This window comes from Caballeronia catudaia, assembly GCF_001544755.2.
Lineage (GTDB): Bacteria > Pseudomonadota > Gammaproteobacteria > Burkholderiales > Burkholderiaceae > Caballeronia > Caballeronia catudaia.
Map to the genome: position 1 here is coordinate 48,116 of NZ_FCOF02000027.1, position 21,471 is coordinate 69,586.

Here is a 21,471-nt window from a genome sequence, read left to right on the forward strand (position 1 = left end):
GTTTTTCGTGATGCGTGCTGCACTACACCGGGCGGAACCCGGCAGCAAACTTAGGCAACCGACTTCTTCGCGACGCGCGAAGCTTGTTCCGTAGCCTGCGTAGCAGCCTTCGTCGCAGCCGTAGCGGCAGCGTTGAAGTTGCTTTCAGCGATTTCGACAGCTTGCTTCGTTGCCTTGTGAACCGTTTCGTACGTCGTGTTGGCGGCGGTGATGGCCGACTTCATCACGGCGACAGCGGTTTCCGAACCGGCCGGTGCGTTCTTCGCGACGTTGTCGACGAGCGTTTGCACCTTGCGGTTTTGCTCTTCGTACTGAGCTTCCGCGACGCGGGCGAATTCAGCTTGCGTAGCCGATGCGATTTCATACAGGTGACGGCCATACGACAGCACCTTTTCCGCGACCGGCTGGGTCAGGCTGGCTTGCAGCGCGAGCAGTTCTTGTGCGTCCTTCACCGACAGCGCGCGCTGGGCGTTTTCCTGGCTTTCGGCCAGCGTGGACTTCACGACTTGCAGGTTCAGTTCGACGAGCTTTTCAACGCCTTCGAACGCCTTGTTCGTGAGGCCGAACAGCGTGTCGAAGTTGGCTTTTTGTGCAGCGGCGATTTGCTCGGGGGTCAACAGCGTCATCTCAGGCTCCTGATGGCCGACCCATCAAAACGCGGGTCGTGGTTTGGGTAGATCCGGCGCGGCGAACGTGCCGGCTAGGTGCAACTGCGATTGGTGCGTCGCAACATGAAGGCCATTTTAGAGATATTCCTATGGTTGTCAAGCATTTTTTGTGCGCCGCACAATGAGGAAAAACGCTTGTTAAACAACGGCTTACTTTTGAAGCAACGAGCTGAAATTCGTGCGGGGAAACCCTATGTACCGACGCCGGGTGGGTCGCCCCGAATGCGATGCATCGTTCAATGAGAGCACGGCTCGATGAACCTTTGATGTTGCGCGCACGAACTGGGCTATTTTTGCCGCGACGCAACTCGGACTTCGTCTTATGGCTGTCTTATTTTTTAAGACGTTGCCGTACACCAAAATGTGGCAGAAACGTTAACATTTCGGCTGCCGATCCAAACTGAACCAAGCGGGCGCCGGAAAGACCGATCCCCTCGATTCGAAACGCTGCGTGTTGTCCGAACTGATACCCCAGTCTGTCTAAAGTTTTGGAAAGTTTTGCCGATAGTGCGTTTTGTCGTCGGGCAGAAGAGCACGCTGTCGGCAGCACTGTTTCCCCGGAACGATCGTTTTTTCCGATCGTGGCGTGTTGTCGATCAGTAATAAGCATGCAGGGCTTATAACTCGGTTTAACGAGTGCCCATAAGTACTTAATATTGCTTAAATTTCGTAGCTTCACTACACTTGGCGGTACTCTCCAGCCGCCCAACAGAACACTAATGAAAACCGAAATGTTTTCGTCGTTGAAGGTGGTGCACGGCGTGGCGATGCGCTCCGCATTGTCCCTCGCCGTCTCCATCGCAGTCGCGACGTCCTTCGCAGCGGTTCCGGCTGAAGCCCTCGCGAAGACCTCAACCGCCACCGCAAGCAAGACCACGAAGAAGTCCGCCCAAGCCACGGCCAACGCTGAAAAGCCGGCGCGCGTGGCAAAAACCTCGCTCAGGGCACCGAAGCCGGCGAAGGCCGCAAAAGTCGCCGCCGATGACGGCGACGACGCGCCCCGCGCCTCGAAGAAGCATCGCGTGAGCTATCGCATGGATCGTTCGCGCCGCGGCGCGGTGCACGCGGTCGCGTTCCAGCCGCGCGCCACGTCCGCTGGTCAGGCGTTCGGCCTGCATGACACGCCCGACAGCCTCGCGCTGCGCTCGAGCGTTGCCTATGTCGTCGACCAGAACACGTCTGAGACGCTCTTCGACAAGAACTCGCGCGCCGTCGTGCCGATCGCGTCGATCACCAAGCTGATGACGGCGATGGTCGTGCTCGATTCGCACATGCCGCTCACCGACGAGCTTGCCGTCACCGACGAAGACCGCGACTACGAGAAGTTCACCGGCTCGCGCCTCGCGGTCGGCTCGGAGCTCAATCGCGAAGACATGCTGCACATCGCGCTGATGGCATCCGAGAATCGCGCGGCGGCGGCACTCTCGCGCTATTACCCCGGCGGCCGTCCGGCCTTCATTGCCGCGATGAACGCGAAGGCGAAGTCGCTCGGGATGACCGACACGCACTTCGAGAATTCCACGGGTCTCACGAGCCAGAACGTATCGAGCGCGCGTGATCTCGTGAAGATGGTGAACGCGGCGTATCAATATCCGCTGATTCGCAAGTTCTCCACCGACCGCAGCTACGACGTCTTCACAGGCAAGCGCAATCTCGCGTACAACAGCACGAACGCGCTGATTCGCAATGCGTCGTGGGATATCGGCTTGCAGAAGACCGGCTTCATCAACGAAGCGGGCGAGTGCCTGGTGATGCAGGCGAACGTGAACGGCCGCCCGGTCGTGATCGTGCTGCTCGACTCGTATGGCAAGTACTCGCGCTTCGCTGATGCGGGCCGCCTGCGTTCGTATCTCGATACGCTCGGCGAGCCGCACATCATGAGCGCCGACATGAGCAGCGGCGCGAATCCTTGAGCGCCGGTTTTACGCTGACGTAAAAGCAAACGGGATTCGTCGAAAGACGAATCCCGTTTCTTTTTGTGCGTCGCGGGTCAGCGATGCGCGTGTTGAGCCTGCTGCGCTTCCACTGCCGCTTCTTCCGGGCGATAGCCCAGCGAGCGTGAGATTTCGAGCGCGGTATGGCTGAGTTGCTTGAGCCACGCGTCCTGCAGACGATCGGCGGGCGCGGAGAGCGACAGGCCGGCGACGAGCCGCCCGGTGTCGTCGTAGATGCCGGCCGCGATGCAGCGCACGCCCAATTCCAGCTCTTCGTTGTCGCGCGCGCACGCTTGCTGGCGCACGTGCGAGAGTTCGCGTTCGAGCTTCGCGAGATCGGTGATGCTGTTCTGCGTGTGACCCGACAGGCCGGTGCGCATCGCGTAGGCGCGCACGCGCGAGGCTTCGTCGGCGGCAAGGAAGAGCTTGCCGACCGAGGTCAGATGCAAGGGCGCCCGCCCGCCGATCGCCCGCACGACCTGCATGCCCGAACGCTCGGAATAGGCGCGCTCGATATAGACGATCTCATCGCCCTGACGGACGGACAGATTGACGGTTTGCCCGGTCTGCCGATGCAGTTCGCGCATTGGCGGCATCGCGGCTTCGCGCACCGAGAGTCGCGCTTTCACAAGATTGCCGAGTTCCAGCAGCCGCATGCCGAGCCGGTACGTACCGGGATCGGACCGGTCCACGAGCCGGCACAGCACCATGTCGTTCAAAATGCGATGCGCGGTGGACGGGTGCAGGTCGGTGTTCTGCGCGAGTTCTTTCAGGCTGACGGGATCAGTGTGGCCGGCGAGGGCGTCGAGAAGACGCATCATTCGCTCGATCACCTGAATGGAGGTCTTGGATTCCGGGTTCGTATCGCTCATCGTGAAAAATCGGTTGATGCGTCAAACAGCGGAACCGCAATTGTATCTCATAATGTGAAAAAAGCGAACGCTGCCAAGAAACACTGATCGCGTTGAGGACACGCGTCGCTGCCGCGAACGCCGCCGCGCGGAACTTTCGCGGATAATCGGCGTGCGTTCAGATCACTTCTACAAAACAGGAAAACGCCCCCAATGCGAGTCGGACTTTTCGTGACGTGTCTCATCGACATGATGCGTCCTGAAATCGGCTTCTCGGTCATCAAGCTGATCGAGCGCGCGGGTTTCGAAGTCATCGTGCCGCCGTCGCAGACGTGCTGCGGCCAGCCCGCCTACAACTCCGGCGACCGGCCGCTCGCCCGTGATCTCGCCGAGAAAACGCTGGGCGAATTCGAGCACTTCGATTACGTAGTCGTGCCCTCGGGATCGTGCGGCGGCATGATCCGCGCGCATTACGGCGATCTCTTTCGCGACGATCCGCAACTGATGAACCGCTTCGCGCGTCTGCAGCCGCGCGTGTTCGAACTCACCGATTTCCTCGTGACCGTCGCGAAAGCGCGCATGGAGCCGGGCGCGTTCGACGGCATGGTGACGTATCACGATTCCTGCTCCGGCCTGCGCGAGCTCGGCGTCAAAGCGCAGCCGCGCGCACTGCTCGCGCAAGCGGGCGTGCCGGTGACCGAGATGGCGGGCTGCGAACATTGCTGCGGCTTCGGCGGCACGTTCGCGGTGAAGTACGGCGACATCTCGACGGCGATCGTCGACGAGAAATGCGCGAACATTAAGGCAAGCGGGGTGGATACCGTCGTGCTCGGCGATCTCGGCTGCATGCTGAACATCGAAGGGCGCCTGCGCCGCACCGGCGACACGAGCACGCGCGTGCTGCATATCGCGCAGGTGCTTGCGGGCGACGTGACCAGCAACGCCTGAAGGAGCGACTCATGCAAGTCCAGACGATGCACTTCAAGGCGCGCGCTTCATCGAAACTCGCCGACGAGCGCTTGCAGCAGAATCTCACTAAGCTCTCGACCAAGTTCGTGAGCGCGCGAGCGATCGCCGTGGGCGACATCGACTTCGAGGCGACTCGCGCCGCGTTGAAGGAGCGCCGCAATCGCGCGCTCGACAACCTCGACGTGTGGCTCGAAACCTTCGAACGTGAGGCGACTCGGCGCGGCGCCACGGTGCTGTACGCCGAATCGACGCAGGACGCGGCGAAGCTCGTCGCGGACATCGCCCGCAAGCACGACGTGAAGAAGGTCATCAAGACTAAGTCGATGGTCTCCGAAGAGATGCAGTTGAACCGCGTGCTCGCCGAGATGGGCGTGCAGTCGATCGAAACCGACCTCGGCGAATACATCCTGCAGATCAACGACAACGAGCCGCCGAGCCACATCATCGCGCCGGTCGTGCACAAGGACAAGGAGCAGATCGCCGATCTCTTCGCGAAGACGCACAAGAAGCCGCGCCTGACGGACATCCCCGAGATGACGCGCGAGGCGCGCGAGGTGCTGCGTCCGCATTTCATGTCGGCGGATATGGGCGTGACGGGCGGCAACTTCCTGATTGCGGAGACCGGTTCGGTGGCCGTCGTCACGAACGAGGGCAACGAAGGCATGTGCACCGTGATGCCGCGCGTGCATGTCGCGGTGACGGGCATCGAGAAGGTGCTGCCGACGCTCGACGATCTCGCCACAGCGATGCGCCTGCTGCCACGTTCCGCGACCGGGCAGACGATCTCCAACTACTTTTCGCTGCTGACCGGCCCGCGCGCGGCCGGCGAAACGGACGGGCCGCAGCATATGTACTTCGTGCTCGTCGATGGCGGGCGCACGGGGCTCATCGGCGGCGAATTCCAGGAGATGTTGCGCTGCATCCGCTGCGGTGCGTGCATGAACCATTGTCCGGTCTATCAGAAGATCGGCGGTCATGCGTACGGCTGGGTGTATCCGGGCCCGATGGGTTCGGTGCTCACGCCGGCGTATGTCGGTATCGACAAGGCGCTGGATCTGCCGCAAGCCGCGACCCTCTGCGGCGAATGCAACAGCGTCTGTCCCGTCGGCATTCCGCTGTCGGATTTGTTACGCAAGTTACGCGAGAAACAAATGGAGCGGCGGCTGCGGCCGTGGAACGAGCGCGCGGCGCTCGCGGCGTGAGGCTATCTCGCGAAACGTCCGGCTGCATATGCGCTCTTCACGAAGCTCGCGGTGCGCGTGCTCGAGCGCATGGGCGGCAACCGGAAGGCGATTTCGCGTCTGCCGTTCGGCGCAGGATGGACCAGCACGCGCGACATGCCCGCGCCGGTGGGACGCACCTTCAGGGAGTTGTACAAGGCGCAGCATTCGCATCTAGGCTGAGCATCGCGTTCACGAACGAAAACGGCGCTGGAACTCGTGTTCCAGCGCCGTTTTTTCGGGCAGAGGAAGCCGAGCCGCTCAGTTTCCGGTCGGACCGGTATGCCATTTATTGGGGCCGCCACCGTAGCCGCTGCCGTAGTTGCTGCCGCGGTTGCCGCCAGAATTTGGCGGCGGCGGCGGCGGCGGCGGGGCGGCAGCGGCGGGAGGCCGCATCGGAGGACCGCCGACCGCCTTAGGCAGCGGCGCGCCGCCGCCCGCCTGCTGCGGCGGTGGACCGCCAGATGGACGTCCTCCACCGGCTTGCGGCGGCGGGCCGCCATGGCCGCCATTGGGCGGCCTGTTGTTGTTCCAGCCGCCCTGAGGCGGCTGGCGCCGCCAGCCGGGGCCGTCGTCCCAGTAACGACGTGGTCCAGGTCCGTAATAAGGCCCGGGACCATAGTAGCCGCCCGGGCCGCTGTAATAACCGCCGCCAACCACGACACCCGGTTGCACGACGGGCGGCCCGCCGTAGTAGCCATAACCCGGATCGTCATAGACGCCCGCCGGATAACCGCCGTAGGCCGACGCGTCGGGATACGCCGCGCAGCCGCCGAGGAGCGCGGCGGACGAGGCAATCAAAAGACCAGCAACTGCGGATTTCATGATCGTAGGGGCGATTCGTTGATCGATTATTCCAATGAGACAACACCGGCGCTGCGTTGTCCCAACAACTTTGTAAGCCTTTATGACGACGCCGCGCCGACGCGAGCGAGTAAGCAACTGGCGCTTGTTGTCGCCAGCGCAACAAAGCTTTGCTTTTCAATATCTTTTTAAGATTGGGACGCTTGCGTAACATTCGAAGCGTCCGTCAGTGGGTCTTCGTCCGCTGCGACATATGAAACCAAGGCAGTCCCATGAAAAAGACAATATCGACCTACTGGCCGGTCGCCATACTGCTTCCTGTCGCATTGACGTTCTGCATGCACGTCGGTGAAGGTGGCGGCGCGGCGTTGCGACACGAGCAAACCGGCGTCGCCGACGTGAGCGCGGAACTCGCCCGCGCAATTTCGCTCGGTTTCGTCGAAGACGAAGCCGCTGTGCCGGACGTGCTTCCCGCGCAAAAGACGCTCTGAATCGCCCGGCGACGCGCACAAAAAATGGCGCCTCGAAGGCGCCATTTTCGTTTACAGAAATGGCCGGAGCAGCTTACTTCAGGACGGCGGCGACGGCGTTCGCGACGACATCAAGGTTGCGCGTATTGAGCGCGGCCACGCAGATGCGGCCGGTGCTGACGGCGTAGATGCCGAACTCGTCACGCAGACGGTCGACTTGCGCCGCAGTCAGGCCCGAGTACGAGAACATGCCGCGCTGCTTGCTGACGAAGGAAAAATCGCGATCGACGCCGCTCGCCTTCAGGCGCTCGACGAGACCGTTGCGCATCGCGCGAATGCGGTCGCGCATTTCGCCGAGCTCTTGTTCCCACGTCGCGCGCAGTTCCGGCGAAGCCAGCACGGCCGCGACGATCGAGCCGCCATGCGTCGGCGGGTTCGAATAGTTGGTGCGAATGACGCGCTTCAGTTGCGACAGCACGCGCGCCGACTCTTCCTTGCCCGTCGTGATGATCGACAGCGCGCCGACGCGCTCGCCGTACAGCGAGAACGACTTCGAGAAAGACGACGACACGAACGCGCTCAGTTCGGCGGCGGCGAAAAGACGCACGGCGGCCGAATCGGCATCGATGTTTTCCGCGAAGCCCTGATACGCCATGTCGAGGAACGGCACGAGATTCTTCGCCTTCACGACTTCGACGATCTGCTTCCACTGATCTTCCGAGAGATCGACGCCCGTCGGGTTGTGGCAGCACGCGTGCAGCACGACGATCGTGCCCGCCGCGTAGCCGTCGAGGGCCGCGAGCATGCCGTCGAAGTTCACGCCGTGCGTGGCGGCGTCGTAGTAGGGATACGCGACCACGTCGAAACCGGCGCTTTCGAACAGCGCGCGGTGGTTTTCCCAGCTCGGGTCGCTGATCGCGACCTTGGCGTTCGGATTCACGCGCTTCAGGAAATCCGCGCCGATCTTGAGCGCGCCCGTGCCGCCGAGCGCCTGCGCGGTCACGACGCGGCCCGCGGCGATGAGCGGCGAGCTCTCGCCGAGCAGCAGCTTCTGCACGGCGGCGTCATAGGCGGCGATGCCGTCGATCGGCAGATAGCCGCGCGGCAGCGCGGCGTCGACGCGCGCTTTCTCGGCATCGCGCACGGCGCGCAGCAGCGGAATCTTGCCTTCCTCGTTGGTGTACACGCCGACGCCCAGATTGACTTTGGTCGTGCGCGTGTCGGCGTTGAAGGCTTCGTTGAGGCCCAGGATCGGGTCGCGGGGAGCGAGTTCGACGGCAGAGAAAAGAGACATGATCTATCGGCAGTGAGAAAAAGACGGTGCGGCAGGATTGCGCTCGCAAAGTGGAGCGCGCGGGGAGCACCATGCGGGGCAATGCCCGCGCGGCGGTTTCGGCGGCGCCGATGCGGTACGCATCGCCATGTTGCTTCGATGCCGCCGTCGAGCGCAGTCGCCCATTGTAACGAATCCGCACGGGCTTTTTCGCCGCTGCGAGCGCGAAGGCGCGGGTTTTTCGCTTCAGCGTCATTTGGACCGATCCGGTCTGAACGCGCAAAAAGGGCCGCAAGACGCGCGCTTGAGATCGGCGGCGCGGTCCCAATCTGCATTCGATCCGCTCTCCGTCGCCGGCGCCGCGCGTGTTTTCCGCCAGCCGCTAGAATAGGTGTTTGCCCGGCGCAGACTCAGGTCTTCAGGTTCTCATGTCCGATACTCTCATCGAATCTCCCGAAGAACTGGACGAATCGAAATTCGCCACGTTCGAAGGTTCGCCGTTCCAGCTTTATCAGCCGTATCCGCCCGCGGGCGATCAGCCCGGCGCCATTTCGACGCTCGTCGAAGGTGTCGAGGATGGCCTCTCGTTCCAGACGCTGCTCGGCGTGACCGGCTCTGGCAAGACCTTCACGATGGCCAACGTGATCGCGCGCCTAGGCCGTCCCGCGATCGTCTTCGCCCCGAACAAGACGCTCGCCGCGCAGCTCTACGCCGAGTTCCGCGAGTTCTTTCCGCGCAATGCCGTCGAGTACTTCGTCTCGTACTACGACTATTACCAGCCGGAAGCGTATGTCCCGCAGCGCGATCTCTTCATCGAGAAGGATTCGTCGATCAACGAGCACATCGAGCAGATGCGGCTTTCCGCTACGAAGAGCCTGCTCGAGCGGCGCGACGTGGTGATCGTCGCGACGGTTTCCGCGATCTACGGTATCGGCAATCCGTCCGAGTATCACCGGATGATCCTTACGCTGCGCACGGGCGACAAGCTCGGCCAGCGTGATGTCATCGCGCGCCTGATCGCGATGCAGTACACGCGCAACGAAGCCGACTTCCAGCGCGGCTCGTTCCGCGTGCGTGGCGACACCATCGATATTTTCCCGGCGGAGCACGCGGAAATGGCGGTGCGCGTCGAGCTGTTCGACGATGAAGTCGAATCGATGATGCTCTTCGATCCGCTCACCGGCCGCGTGCGCAACAAGATCCCGCGCTTTACCGTGTATCCGTCGTCGCATTACGTGACGCCCCGCGGCACCGTGATGCGCGCGATCGAAACCATCAAGCTGGAACTGCGCGAGCGGCTCGAGTTCTTTCATGGCGACGGCAAGCTCGTCGAGGCGCAGCGGCTCGAGCAGCGCACGCGCTTCGATCTGGAAATGCTGCAGGAGCTTGGCTTCTGCAAGGGCATCGAGAACTACTCGCGGCACTTTTCGGGCGCGGCTCCCGGCGAGCCGCCGCCGACGCTCGTCGACTATCTGCCGCCCGACGCGCTGATGCTCCTCGACGAATCGCACGTGCTCATCGGTCAGTTGAACGGCATGTACAACGGCGACCGCGCCCGCAAGGAAAATCTCGTCGACTACGGTTTTCGGATGCCGTCCGCGCTCGACAATCGCCCGCTCAAGTTCAACGAGTTCGAGCGCAAGATGCGCCAGGCGATCTTCGTCTCCGCGACGCCCGCCGATTACGAGAAAGCGAAGACGGGACAGGTGGCCGAGCAGCTCGTGCGTCCGACCGGCCTCGTCGATCCGGAAATCGAAGTGCGCCCGGCGCGTTCGCAAGTGGACGACGTGCTCTCCGAGATCAACGCGCGCGTCGCGGTCCACGAGCGCGTGCTCGTCACCGTGCTGACCAAGCGCATGGCCGAGCAGCTGACCGAGTTTCTCGCCGACCACGGCGTGAAGGTGCGCTATCTGCACAGCGACATCGACACGGTCGAGCGCGTCGAGATCATTCGAGACCTGCGGCTCGGCACGTTCGACGTGCTCGTCGGCATCAACCTGTTGCGCGAAGGTCTCGATATTCCTGAAGTGTCGCTGGTCGCGATTCTCGACGCCGACAAGGAAGGCTTCCTGCGCGCCGAGCGCTCGCTGATCCAGACCATCGGACGGGCGGCGCGCAACGTGAACGGCAAGGCCATTCTGTACGCCGACAACATGACCGACTCGATGAAGCGCGCCATCGACGAAACCGAGCGGCGCCGCGCGAAGCAGATCGCGCACAACGAGAGAATGGGCATCACGCCGCGCGGCGTCGAGAAGCGCATCAAGGACATCATCGATGGCGTCTATAACGCCGACGAAGCCCGCGCCGAGCTGAAGGAAGCGCAGGCGCGCGCGAAGTTCGAGGACATGTCCGAGAAGCAGCTGGCGAAGGAAATCAAGCGCCTCGAGAAGCAGATGATGGATCACGCCAAGAATCTCGAATTCGAAAAGGCGGCCCAGACCCGCGACCAATTGGCGCTGCTGCGGCAACGCGTGTTCGGGGCGAACGTGGGCGATCACGTGAGCGGAATCGGCGGGAAGTAAGCGTTATGTAAGTGATTTATAGGGCTTTAACCGAAGGCGCGGCGTCTCTAAAGATTCGCCGCGCTTTTTATTGCTGTTCCGTCCTGAATCCCCGACCCGCCGAAAAGCCTTACCGCGTCTAGGTTTGAAAGCACGCCAAATTGTTCCGGGTGTCGAACAATGCTAAACTGACGAACATTGAGAATGGTTCGTATTAACGTTCACGGAGTTGTGCGATTGCCGCTCTGAAACCGACGTTGCGGGCGCATTCCAACGGTTCAGTGGCATGGCTCGCGTCGCGCGCGCCAATCGATAACAACAAGGAGTTTTTGATGGGTTCAACGTTGATGCGCGGTCTCGTCGCCGCAGCAGGTCTCACTGCGATGATGGCAGCCTCGGCCGCCGAATATCCGATCGGCAAGCAGCATATCGAGGGCGGCATCGAAACCGGCGTCGTGTACCTCCAGCCGGTCACGATGGCGCCGGAAGGCATGATGCGCAAGGCGTCGGATTCGGATATCCACCTGGAAGCGGACATTCACGCGGTCAAGAACAATCCGACCGGTTTCGCGGAAGGCGACTGGATGCCGTATCTGAACGTGACGTATGAGCTCACGAAGGTCGGCACGACGCAAACGGTGAAGGGCGATTTGATGGCGATGGTCGCGAGCGACGGTCCGCACTACGGCGACAACGTGAAGCTGTTCGGCCCGGGCAAGTATCACCTGAAGCTGCACATCTCGCCGCCGTCGCAGGAAGGCCACATGGCGTTCGGCCGTCACGTGGACAAGGAAACGGGCGTCGGCCCGTGGTTCAAGCCGTTCACGATCGAGTACGACTTCCCGTTCGCGGGCATCGGCAAGAAGGGCGGCTACTAAGTTACTCAGTAAGCGCTCGTGAGCATCCGGCTTTTGCGCTGCCGGATGCGTTCATTCTCAGGAAGTACGCATGAAACTGAAAAACCAGATGGCCGCTCTCGCAGCGGCGGCGCTCGCGTCGGTCGCGGGACTCGCGCAAGCCGCCGACCTGCCGACGTTCAAGCTCGAAATGAACGACGGCAAGCTCAACCCGGCGCGCATCGAAGTGCCGGCGGGGCAGCGCATCAAGATCGAAGTGCACAACATCGGCAAGGGCGCCGCCGAGTTCGAAAGCGTGCAGTTGCGCAAGGAGAAAGTGCTCGCGCCGGGCGCCGATTCGTTCGTCGTGATCGCGCCGCTGGACCCGGGTGAATACAAGTTCTTCGACGATTTTCATCAGAGCGCGCAAGGCGTGATCGTCGCGAAGTAACGGAGGTGCCGCGCGCAACAAGCACTTGCGCACATGCGCGCGGCCGGTTAAAGCGGAATTGCTGGAGGTCTGGAATGGGGCAGGTACTTTTCATCGTGTGGCGGGAGAGCGTCGAGGCGTTGCTCGTCGTCGGCATTCTCTACGCGTGGCTGAAGAACGGCGATCATCAGGCGCGCCGCGGCCTGCCTTATCTGTGGTTCGGCGTCGCGGCGGGGCTGATCGCGGCGATCGCGCTGGGCGCGGCGCTCATCGGTTTCACCGAAGTGCTGTCGGGCAATGCGCAGGATTATTTCCAGACCGCAATGGTGCTGATCGCGTGCGTGCTGATCGTGCAGATGGTGCTGTGGATGAAGCGTCACGGCCGCACGCTGAAGCGCGACATGGAGACGTCGCTGCAAAAGAGCACGCAGGACGGGCACTGGTGGGGCATCGCGCTCCTGGTCGCGCTCGCGATCGCGCGTGAAGGCAGCGAAACCGCCGTGTTCCTGTATGGCGTGGGCTTCGGCCAGTCGGGGCACGTCGATGCGTCGCAGTATGTCGCGATCATTCTCGGCTTCGGCCTCGCGCTGCTCACGTTCTACCTCCTGCAGCTCGGCGGCAAGATTTTCTCGTGGCGCTCGTTCTTCCGCGTGACCGAAATCATGCTGCTCTTCCTCGCGGCGGGTCTGTTCGAGACGGGCGTCGACAAGCTCATCGACATGGAAGTGTTGCCGGTCATCGTCAATCAGGTGTGGAACACGTCCGCGATCCTCGATGATTCGAGCACCTTCGGCTCGCTCGTCGCTACACTCACGGGCTATCGCGCGCATCCGGCGGGCATGAATCTCGTCGCGTATGCGGCGTACTGGATCGTCATCTATCTCCTCATGCGCCATTCGAAAAATCAGATGGCGCAAAAACAAAAGGCGGCAAGCCGGCCAGCATGAGTTCCGTAATGCCTAGATCTGGCCGGCTCCAGCAAGCCGGCCAATGGATGCAGCGTCACGGCCGCACGATCCGCATGATTCAGTGGATCGTCGTTGCCGTTTATGTGTTTCTGATCGTCGTACCCGCCGTGATGCCGCTGCCCGATGGCGCCGCGCATCTCTGGAGCAATCTCACGCTCGCCGCGCAGTTCGTGTTCTGGGGCATCTGGTGGCCGTTCGTGCTGCTGTCGATGGTCATGCTCGGCCGCGTCTGGTGCGGCGTGCTGTGTCCCGAGGGCGCGCTCTCCGAGTTCGCGAGCAAGTTCGGCCGCGGCTGGGCGATCCCGCGCTGGATGCGCTGGGGCGGCTGGCCGTTCGTCGCATTCGGACTCACGACGATCTACGGCCAGATGGTCAGCGTGTATCAGTATCCGAAAGCCGTACTGCTGGTGCTCGGCGGCTCGACCATTGGCGCAATGATCATCGGCGTCCTGTATGGCCGCGAGAAACGCGTGTGGTGCAAGTATCTGTGTCCGGTCAACGGCGTGTTTTCGCTGCTCGCGCGCTTAGCTCCTTTCCACTACAAGGTCGATGAAGACGCGTGGCGCCGCTCGTACACGAAGGGCGAGCACGGTCATCGCGTGATTCCGATCAACTGCGCGCCGCTCGTGCCCTTGCGCAACATGAAGGGCGCGCAAGACTGTCACATGTGCGGCCGATGCAGCGGCCATCGCGATGCGATCGCGCTCACGTGGCGCTCGCCATCGGAAGAAGTCGTGAAGCTCGGCGACAAGGCCGCGAACCCGTGGGACACCGCGCTCATTCTGTACGGTTTGCTCGGCATCGCGATCGGCGCGTTCCACTGGACCGTGAGCACGTGGTTCGTCGACCTGAAGCAGGTCTTCGCGGCGTGGCTCATCGATCACGAGATTCTCTGGCCGCTCGATACCAATGCGCCGTGGTTCCTGTTCACGCATTACCCGGAACAGAACGACGTCTTCTCGTGGCTCGACGGCACGATGGTCATCGCCTACATCGTCGTCACAGGCATCGTGTATGGCACGGCGCTGCTCGCGCTGCTCGCGGCGGGCACGCGCATGCTCGGCAAGTTCGATTCGACGCGCCTGCATCACCTGACCCTCGCGCTGATTCCGATTGCCGGCGTAGGCGTGTTTCTCGGCCTGTCGGCGACGACCGTGTCGCTGTTGCGCGCCGAGCATCTGCCGTTGTGGTGGGTGCCGGGTCTGCGCCTCGGTTTGCTCGCCGCGGCGAATCTGTGGAGCGCATGGCTCGCGTGGCGCGTGACGAGCCGCTATGCATCGGCGCTTGGGTTGCGCCTCCTCGCGATGGTATGGTTTGTCCTTGCGCTGGCCGTCGCGGACAGCGCCTGGTACCTGATGTTCTGGGGCTTCAGCCGATAAACCGTCCACGCCGTGTCGCACGGCAACGAGAGCGAGAAGTGAGAACCAAACCCGTATTGACCGATGAAGACGTCAAGGCCATGGCCGCCGCCGCCGAGGCGCACGCCAGAGAACACAACTGGAACGTGACGATTGCGATCGTCGACGATGGCGGGCATCTGCTGCATCTGCATCGTCTGGATGGCGCGGGCGCGAGCACCGCGGAAATGGCGACGGGCAAGGCGCGCACCGCCGTGCTCGGCCGCCGCGAGACCAAGGTCTACGAAGACACGATCAAGCAGGGCCGCACGGCGTTTCTGTCGGCGCCGATGACCGCCATGCTCGAAGGCGGGGTGCCCATTTTCGTGGGCGCGGATATCGTCGGCGCGGTGGGCGTGTCGGGCGTGAAGTCCGATCAGGATGCGCAGATCGCGAAAGCGGGCATCGCGGCGCTGGGAATTGAAAACGTCTGACTGGAACGTCTGAAGCATTCGCGCAATAAAAATGGCACGTCTCCGTAACGAAGGCGTGCCATTCTGTTTTCGTATGCGGTGCTCATCGGCGCGCATCGTACAACCCAAGCAGGAACCAAAAAAAGCGGCTTCGCTTGCTATCGACGACTGGCTGGTGTTTGCACGAAGGGGTCTAAATTCTCGCGTGCAAGTCGTCCTCGCTGGCTAAGGCCAAACACCTCTTGGCGAGGTGGTCCCCACAATACCCGGTACTGACTGCTGTTCTTGCCTGCGCGTTACTTCGTCAGGATTAGTTTGCCCAGACGCGTTGCGCGCAGCTGATAGGTCTCCCCGTTATGCACGATGCTCACGTGGCTGCGTCCTTGCAGCAGCGCGTCGCTTTTCAGCGACCGCTCGACGTTGCTGTCCGCCGCATGCGCGACGTGAACCGTCGTGACGGTGGTCGCTTTCGGGCGGGTGATCGCGGCGTCGCGGACAGCCGGGCGGCGCAGCCTGAGCGTGGAGGATCGCGGCGTATCGGTCATGTCGGAAATGTGCGTTCGTTGATTCGATGGGTCTATAGTAAATGATAACTATTCCTATTTGCAAATAGACTTTCCGATGGAAGCGCAGCCTTCGATAGCCATACTCGATGCGACCTGCGAAACACTCGCGGCCGCATCCGAGGCAATGGCTCAGTGCAGCGGATTGCCGTCCGTCCGGCCGTGCGCGAACTGGCGAATGAGCCGCACAGTGTCAATATCCGATTCGCGATAGGCCGACTTCACGATCTCTTGCGTCTGACGTTCGTCGGCGCTCGGGTTTTCGTTCTCGGGCAGCGTGGTGCGGTAGGTGAAGCGCAGAAAGAGCTGAAGCGCGTCGGGCTGCTCGATCGCCATCGTGAGCGAGCCGCCGACGTATTCCGCTGTCGGCAGGATGTCGTAACGCACGCTCGCGCCGGGCGTGAGCGTCACGCGATCGCGCACGGTGGCCTGGCCGTAGTGCAGTTCACGTTCCATCGTGTCGCCATCGCGCGAAAGGATGTCGCAGCTATCCAGCCCCAGCACGAACAGCTGCGGCTGCTCGGCGCGCAGGACGAGCCCTTCCCACAGTTGCTCACGCGTGAGCGCTTCGACGAGCGGGTTGAGCGGATCGTTGATCTGGATCAGGTGTTCGAAATTCAAGACGACGTTTCCTTGGACGTTCGTGGTGCACGCAATGTATCACTGCGGCGTGAGCCCGGACTCGATGCGGATCGCGCCGGACAGGACCTTGTGCATCGGGCACGCATTGGCGATTTGCAATAGCCGTTCCCGCTGTTCGCCCGACAGCGCGCCCGTGAGCGCGATACGGCGTGCGATGTTCGTGCCGTCCGCGGTGCTTGTCATCGACAGCTCGACGTGCACTGCTTCCAACGGCCATTCCTTGCGCTTCGCGTACATCTTCAGCGTGATCGACGTGCACGCGCCGAGGCTCGCGAGCAGGAGCGACGCCGGTTCCGGCCCGGTGTCGCCGCCGCCGATGCTGGCCGGTTCGTCGGCGATCCACGAATGCGTGCCGTCGCCGAGACGGACTTGAAAGTCGGTGTTGCCGATGCTTGCGCTCACGGAAGGTCCGGCCATGCGTTGCTCCTGTTACGGGTTGAATTGCAAGAATGACGAAATTATGCGGTCAATAACGGATCATTGTGGCGCAATGAGTCCGTTCATGCCGCACCATTTCGCGAGCCAATGCGGTTAGTGCGTGATCGCGCCCATGCGGCCCGCCTGATAGTCGACGACCGCCTGACGGATCTCATCTTCGGTGTTCATCACGAACGGGCCGTAACGCACGACCGGCTCCTTCAGCGGCACGCCGCCGATCAGCAGCACCTCCACCGATTCGTCGCCGGCGGCGAGCGCAATCGTGTCGCTGTCGTCGCGGAAGATGACCATCTGCTGCGCGCGCACGGGCTGGCTCTGCGGGCCGTAGAGCGCGGTGCCGGACAGCGGATACGCGAACACGCGGTAGTCGCGCGGCACGCTCAGTTCGACCTTCGCACCCGGTTTCAGGGAAAAGTGCTGATACAGGATCGGCGTGCGTGTCTCGATCGCGGCCTTTACGCCGAGCGCCTCGCCCGCGATGACCTTCACGCTGACCTTGCCGTCCTCGCTCGTCGCGACGGGAATCTGCGCCGACGGAATCTCCTGATAATGCGGCGCGATCATCTTGTCGCGCTGCGGCAGGTTCACCCACAGTTGCAGGCCATGCACGCGGCCGCCACGCCGCGTGAATTCTTCCGCCGGCATCTCGCTATGCACGACGCCCGCGCCGGCCGTCATCCACTGCACGTCGCCGGGACGCAGCGTGCCCGAGTGCCCCGCCGAATCCTTGTGGCCGAACTCGCCTTCGAGCATATACGTGACGGTCTCGAAACCGCGATGCGGATGATCGGGCGCGCCTTTCGCCTCGCCGGGCGCATAGTCGGCGGGACCCATTTCGTCGAGGAGCAGGAAAGGATCGAAATCGATCAGAAGACGGGTCGGAAACGGGCGATGCACGACGAACCCGCCGCCTTCGACAGTACGGGTCGCCGGGATGATGCGTTCGATGCTGCGGCTGGTGGACATGTGGCCTCGCTTCGGAATCGGAAAATAAGGGAATAGCGCTGAATTTGAAACACAGAGCTATTATATGGGCCGAATTTCGCTGGAAAAGAGGCCGCGGCGCAATGGATTGTCCCGCTGGCGATAACGAACCGCTTCACGCTTCAGAGCGACATCGAGTAATAGATGAAAGCCGACTCGCATGACCTGAACGATCTGATGTATTTCTCGCACGTCGTCGAGCACGGCGGATTTTCGGCCGCGGAGCGCGTGCTCGGCATCTCGAAGTCGCGGCTGTCGCGGCGCGTGTCGGAGCTGGAGGCGTCGCTGGGAGTGCGCCTTCTGCAGCGCTCCACGCGCAAGCTCGCGCTCACCGAGGCCGGGCAGCTCTTTTACCAGCATTGCCAGGCGATGCTCGCCGAGGCTCAGGCGGCTGTCAACGTCGTGCAGAGCCTGCGCGATTCGCCGCGCGGCACGGTGCGCGTGAGCGTGCCTGTCACCATCGCGCAGACGTTTCTATCCGCCGTGATGCCGGATTTCATGCATCGCTATCCGGAAGTGCGTATCGTGCTGCGCGTGACGAACCGCGTCGTCGATCTGTTCGAAGATGCGGTCGATGTCGCGCTGCGCGTGCGCTCGGAGCCGCCCGCGAGCTCGAACCTCGTCGCGCGGCCGCTGTGGCGCACCGAGCAGATGCTTGTCGCGGCGCCGTCGCTGCTCAAGTCGAACGCGCCGCCGATGACGCCCGCCGAGCTCGCCCAGTACGACACGCTCGACACGCCTTCCGCTGACGGCCGCCATGTCTATCGGCTGATCGCGCCGGACGGCACGCGCCACGAGTTCGAGCACGAGCCGCGGCTCGTCACCGCCGATCTATCGATGATTCGCGAGGCCGTGATGCGCGGCGTCGGCATCGCGGCGCTACCCGAGATGATGTACGGCGCGCCGTTGCGCTCGGGCCAGCTTTCACCCGTGATGCCGGGCTGGACGTTTCCGTCGCCGCAACTCTACGCGGTCTTCTTGTCGCGGCAGGGCATGGTCCCTGCAGTGCGCGCGTTCGTGGATTTTCTCGTCGAGTCGATCGGCAGCGGCCAACGCTTTCCCGGAGAATGTCCTGTTCACGAAAAGCCGGAACGAGAAACAGTTTGACCGCGTTTGCGGCGCTCATTGGTTTATGGCATTGAAGCGCGCGCTTGCGATGGTCAGATTCAATTGAACGACATAAGTCGCGGCGGTATATTGAAGGTTCTTTCGCTAAGGAGCTCCTATGCGAAAACTCACGGCTGCTCTGATAGTTAGCCTGATAGGGTTGATTGCGCTGTCCGTGTCGACCACGGCTGCCGCATGTGACGGGACTTCTGGTTCTGGCTATACGAACCCAAAGTGACCGCCTCGCCCGAATGCGCCGAGCGCGCACGAAAAAAGGCCTTCATCTGACGATGAAGGCCTTTTACTTTGAGCGTCCGAAAGAGGGCGCTTCCCGATGTTGCCTAAGCGTTACTTTCTTTTCTTTGGCTCGGTGACGAAACCGATCTTCGTCAGTCCGCCCGACTGCGCCGCCGACATCAGATCGGCGACTTTTTCATACGCCACCTGACGATCCGCGCGCAAATGGATTTCCGGCTGCGGATTCTGCTGCGCCGCCTGCGCGATGCGCGCGTTGAGCGTCGCTTCGTCGATCGGCTGATCGTCCCACAGCGTCGTGCCGTCGGCCTTGATCGCGATGTTCACGTGCGCGGGTTTTTCGTCCTGCGGCTGGCTGCTCGCGTGCGGCAGGTCGATCTTCACCGCGTGATGCATGGCGGGAATCGTGACGAGGAAGATGATCAGCAGAACCAGCATGACGTCGACGAGCGGCGTCATGTTGATCTCGCTCATCATGCCGTCGTCTTCATCGCCGGCGAAAGGGCTCATGGCCATGGTGCGAACCTCCTCTCGCTTACGACGACGCGGACGCGCGCGTCGCGATCCGCAGGCTGTCGGCGTTGCTGTTCTTCGCGGGGCGCGTCGCCGAATTGAGCTTGGCGCCGGTGACGAAGAAGGCGTGCAGGCCGTGCGCGAAGCGGTTCAGCTTCGTGACGATGCCCTTGTTCGCGCGGGTCAGCGCGTTGTAGCCGAGCACCGCCGGAATCGCGACGAAGAGGCCGAACGCGGTCATGATGAGCGATTCGCCCACGGGACCGGCGACCTGATCGATCGAGGTCTGTCCCGTCGCGCCGATGGTCAGAAGCGCGTGATAGATGCCCCACACGGTGCCGAACAGGCCGACGAACGGCGAGGTCGAACCGATCGACGCGAGCACCGCGAGGCCCGACTGCATGCGGCCGACGCCTTCGTCCATCACGTCCTTCAGACAGCGCGTGATCCAGTCCGACACGTCCATGCGGTCGTGCAGATGCGGCTGCGTCTGCGTGTGATGCTCGGCCGCTTCCTGGCCGGCGAGCGCGAGCGCGAGAAACGGGTTGTCCGCCGGGCTCGACGACTTGCTGCCGAGCTTCTTGATGCCGTCGTTGAAGTCGTCGGAGTGCCAGAATGCCTGCTCGGCGTTTTTGGTCAGGCGCTTCAGGCGCACGACGTTCCACGCCTTCACGACGATCACCGTCCACGAAAGCACCGACATGACGACGAGCGCGAGCGCGATGCCCCGCGTCACGAAGTCGCCTTGCGCCCAGACGTGCGCAATCCCGTAGTTTTCCATTTCTCTTTCCTTGTATCTAAAAAAACGATCAGTCGTTCAGACTGAAAACAAACGGCACCGTGGCGCTCGCGCGGATCGCTTCGCCATTTTCCTTGTAGGGGCTGCACGCGCTGCCGCGCACGGCGTCGAGCGCCGCGTCGTCGAGGCGCGACGAGCCGCTGCTCTTTTGCAGCGTGACGTTTTCGATCTTGCCCGACAGACCCACCGTCAGACGGATGACCGCCGTGCCCGTTTCGCCGCGGCGTTTCGCCATCGCCGGATAGTCTGGCTGCGCGATGTTACAACTCAAATGGGCGACGTTCTTCGGCGCGGCGAGATCCATGCTCGGCTTGCCGATGGCCGGCGCGGCGGGCGGCGGCGCGGGTTGCGGCGGAGCGGGCGGCGTGGGTTCGGGCGCGGGCGCGGCAATCTGAGACGGCGCTTCCGTCACCGGCATCGGCGTGGGCTTCGGCTCGATCTTCGGTTTGACCTTGGGCTTTGGCTGCGGCTTCGGCGCGGGCTGCGGAACCGGCTTCGGCGGCGACTCGATCGCAACCGGCTGCGCGGGCGCGGGCGTTTCGCTGATGAGCTGCGCCGTGATCGACTTCGCTTCGATCGGGCGCGGCAGCGGCGCGTTGCGCATCGTCAGCGCGGCGCCCAGAAGCGCGATATGGATCGCGACGACCGCAGCGCACGCCGCGATCACACGCGGATTACCGTTGGGTGCCTGCGCCGTCTGGAACGCGGCGGGAGTAGTGGTCCGGGACTGCATTGTTATTGGTAGCGTGCGGTGCTGCGTGGGTGCTGGCTGAAAACGCTGCTTTCCATCTCGAGGTCGAATGACGGCAAAAGCGCGGTGCGGAAGGAAACGGACGTCATTTTCGGAAAATAAGCAGCGTGGTCACGAAACCGATCAGCAATTCCATCTTTCCCTCCAGGGGTAAGGGGTTGCGCGGCTGGCTAGAAGTGACCGGAGAATCGAAGGTAACCTGGCTTGCTGGAGGCGATCAAAACGACCCGGCGACGCGGGCGGACAGCAGCGGGCGATGTCGGTTGAAGCGCGGACGCGATGTTGGCCGCGCCGCGCGGGATGCTTCAGGCGGCCTGGCGCTCGTAGAACGTAACCGGCGCGACCATTTCGCGTTGCTCGACGCCACAGCGCGACGCGCAGACGCCGCTTTGCATCATTACGTCGCGCACGCTTGCCTCGCACTTGCCGCAGCACAGCGCCACGCCGAGCTCGAATTGCAATTCGTCAAAGGAATCCATTCCATCGGCGATGGCGGCTCGGATCTTGCGGTCGGACACTGATTTGCAGACACAGACAATCATGATCGTTCGCGATAGCTGGCGTTAATGCGAATTATTATCATTCGAGATTGCTATGTTTGCAAGCGGGGCTCGGTGTTTTTTGTAACAGAGCACGCAAGTTAGCGGGTTTATTGCTAGGAGCCTTGTCTGGCGGGTGAAAG

Annotated in this window: 22 protein-coding genes and 1 pseudogene; 11 read left to right on the top strand and 12 right to left on the bottom strand. The window is 62.6% G+C overall.

What is annotated here, in order from left to right:
* Positions 1-50: 50 nt before the first annotated feature.
* Entirely contained in the window at positions 51-626 is a 576-nt protein-coding gene (locus AWB75_RS24435; RefSeq protein ID WP_014190976.1) for a phasin family protein, read from the bottom strand.
* Between the two features lie 761 nt (positions 627-1,387).
* On the opposite strand from AWB75_RS24435, the gene pbpG reads away from it, so the two are divergent.
* Positions 1,388-2,581 carry a D-alanyl-D-alanine endopeptidase gene (gene pbpG / locus AWB75_RS24440; RefSeq protein ID WP_061126618.1) on the top strand — a complete coding sequence of 398 codons (1,194 nt, stop codon included), beginning with the start codon at positions 1,388-1,390 and terminating at the stop codon, positions 2,579-2,581.
* 77 nt (positions 2,582-2,658) lie between these two features.
* Here the strand turns inward: pbpG and AWB75_RS24445 are convergent, their stop codons facing one another.
* The gene (locus AWB75_RS24445) at positions 2,659-3,474 is read right to left on the bottom strand and encodes an IclR family transcriptional regulator (protein WP_061126619.1); all 816 of its coding nucleotides are present in this window, start codon (positions 3,472-3,474) and stop codon (positions 2,659-2,661) included.
* 192 nt (positions 3,475-3,666) lie between these two features.
* Between AWB75_RS24445 and AWB75_RS24450 the strand changes: the two genes are divergently transcribed.
* Together AWB75_RS24450 and AWB75_RS24455 are read left to right on the top strand one after the other, a co-directional pair.
* A complete protein-coding gene (locus AWB75_RS24450) occupies positions 3,667-4,401 on the top strand; it encodes a (Fe-S)-binding protein (RefSeq protein WP_061126620.1) in 735 nt (244 codons plus the stop codon).
* Positions 4,402-4,412: 11 nt separating this feature from the next.
* Positions 4,413-5,825: pseudogene (locus AWB75_RS24455) on the top strand (LutB/LldF family L-lactate oxidation iron-sulfur protein).
* 78 nt (positions 5,826-5,903) lie between these two features.
* Here AWB75_RS24455 and AWB75_RS24460 read toward each other — a convergent pair.
* The gene (locus tag AWB75_RS24460) at positions 5,904-6,467 is read right to left on the bottom strand and encodes a hypothetical protein (RefSeq protein ID WP_061126621.1); all 564 of its coding nucleotides are present in this window, start codon (positions 6,465-6,467) and stop codon (positions 5,904-5,906) included.
* 251 nt (positions 6,468-6,718) lie between these two features.
* Here AWB75_RS24460 and AWB75_RS24465 point away from each other — a divergent pair, with 251 nt between their 5' ends.
* Complete coding sequence (locus AWB75_RS24465) at positions 6,719-6,937, top strand: hypothetical protein (RefSeq protein ID WP_061126622.1); 219 nt, start codon at positions 6,719-6,721, stop codon at positions 6,935-6,937.
* A gap of 73 nt (positions 6,938-7,010) precedes the next feature.
* On the opposite strand, the gene AWB75_RS24470 is transcribed toward AWB75_RS24465, so the two are convergent.
* Positions 7,011-8,210, bottom strand: coding sequence for an amino acid aminotransferase (locus AWB75_RS24470; protein ID WP_061126623.1), 1,200 nt, complete (start codon positions 8,208-8,210; stop codon positions 7,011-7,013).
* Positions 8,211-8,617: 407 nt separating this feature from the next.
* On the opposite strand from AWB75_RS24470, the gene uvrB reads away from it, so the two are divergent.
* From uvrB to AWB75_RS24500, 6 genes are all read left to right on the top strand, one after another.
* Positions 8,618-10,714, top strand: coding sequence for an excinuclease ABC subunit UvrB (gene uvrB / locus AWB75_RS24475; RefSeq protein ID WP_061126624.1), 2,097 nt, complete (start codon positions 8,618-8,620; stop codon positions 10,712-10,714).
* 311 nt (positions 10,715-11,025) lie between these two features.
* Complete coding sequence (locus AWB75_RS24480; protein WP_407642161.1) at positions 11,026-11,571, top strand: iron transporter; 546 nt, start codon at positions 11,026-11,028, stop codon at positions 11,569-11,571.
* 70 nt (positions 11,572-11,641) lie between these two features.
* Positions 11,642-11,980, top strand: coding sequence for a cupredoxin domain-containing protein (locus AWB75_RS24485; protein ID WP_061126625.1), 339 nt, complete (start codon positions 11,642-11,644; stop codon positions 11,978-11,980).
* Positions 11,981-12,054: 74 nt separating this feature from the next.
* A complete protein-coding gene (locus tag AWB75_RS24490) occupies positions 12,055-12,906 on the top strand; it encodes an FTR1 family iron permease (RefSeq protein WP_061126626.1) in 852 nt (283 codons plus the stop codon).
* Complete coding sequence (locus AWB75_RS24495; RefSeq protein WP_200823025.1) at positions 12,903-14,306, top strand: 4Fe-4S binding protein; 1,404 nt, start codon at positions 12,903-12,905, stop codon at positions 14,304-14,306. Before AWB75_RS24490 ends, AWB75_RS24495 begins: the two co-directional genes overlap by 4 nt.
* A 38-nt stretch (positions 14,307-14,344) precedes the next feature.
* The gene (locus tag AWB75_RS24500) at positions 14,345-14,758 is read left to right on the top strand and encodes a GlcG/HbpS family heme-binding protein (protein WP_061126628.1); all 414 of its coding nucleotides are present in this window, start codon (positions 14,345-14,347) and stop codon (positions 14,756-14,758) included.
* Positions 14,759-15,033: 275 nt separating this feature from the next.
* On the opposite strand, the gene hemP is transcribed toward AWB75_RS24500, so the two are convergent.
* The 4 genes from hemP to AWB75_RS24520 form a co-directional block, all read right to left on the bottom strand.
* Positions 15,034-15,282: a hemin uptake protein HemP gene (gene hemP, locus AWB75_RS24505; RefSeq protein ID WP_061126629.1), complete on the bottom strand. Its 249-nt coding sequence runs from the start codon at positions 15,280-15,282 to the stop codon at positions 15,034-15,036.
* A 150-nt stretch (positions 15,283-15,432) separates the two neighbouring features.
* On the bottom strand, positions 15,433-15,921 hold the full coding sequence (locus tag AWB75_RS24510; protein WP_061126630.1) for an SRPBCC family protein: 489 nt from the start codon (positions 15,919-15,921) through the stop codon (positions 15,433-15,435).
* A 39-nt stretch (positions 15,922-15,960) separates the two neighbouring features.
* Complete coding sequence (locus AWB75_RS24515; RefSeq protein ID WP_061126631.1) at positions 15,961-16,359, bottom strand: OsmC family protein; 399 nt, start codon at positions 16,357-16,359, stop codon at positions 15,961-15,963.
* Positions 16,360-16,473: 114 nt separating this feature from the next.
* On the bottom strand, positions 16,474-17,346 hold the full coding sequence (locus AWB75_RS24520) for a pirin family protein (RefSeq protein WP_061126632.1): 873 nt from the start codon (positions 17,344-17,346) through the stop codon (positions 16,474-16,476).
* A 162-nt stretch (positions 17,347-17,508) separates the two neighbouring features.
* Here AWB75_RS24520 and AWB75_RS24525 point away from each other — a divergent pair, with 162 nt between their 5' ends.
* A complete protein-coding gene (locus AWB75_RS24525) occupies positions 17,509-18,471 on the top strand; it encodes a LysR family transcriptional regulator (protein WP_061126633.1) in 963 nt (320 codons plus the stop codon).
* 348 nt (positions 18,472-18,819) lie between these two features.
* Here the strand turns inward: AWB75_RS24525 and AWB75_RS24530 are convergent, their stop codons facing one another.
* From AWB75_RS24530 to AWB75_RS24545, 4 genes are all read right to left on the bottom strand, one after another.
* Positions 18,820-19,242, bottom strand: coding sequence for an ExbD/TolR family protein (locus tag AWB75_RS24530; RefSeq protein ID WP_061126634.1), 423 nt, complete (start codon positions 19,240-19,242; stop codon positions 18,820-18,822).
* 19 nt (positions 19,243-19,261) lie between these two features.
* Entirely contained in the window at positions 19,262-20,020 is a 759-nt protein-coding gene (locus AWB75_RS24535) for a MotA/TolQ/ExbB proton channel family protein (protein ID WP_061126635.1), read from the bottom strand.
* A 28-nt stretch (positions 20,021-20,048) separates the two neighbouring features.
* A complete protein-coding gene (locus tag AWB75_RS24540; protein ID WP_061126636.1) occupies positions 20,049-20,771 on the bottom strand; it encodes an energy transducer TonB in 723 nt (240 codons plus the stop codon).
* A 323-nt stretch (positions 20,772-21,094) separates the two neighbouring features.
* The gene (locus tag AWB75_RS24545) at positions 21,095-21,331 is read right to left on the bottom strand and encodes a (2Fe-2S)-binding protein (protein ID WP_061126637.1); all 237 of its coding nucleotides are present in this window, start codon (positions 21,329-21,331) and stop codon (positions 21,095-21,097) included.
* Positions 21,332-21,471: the final 140 nt, after the last annotated feature.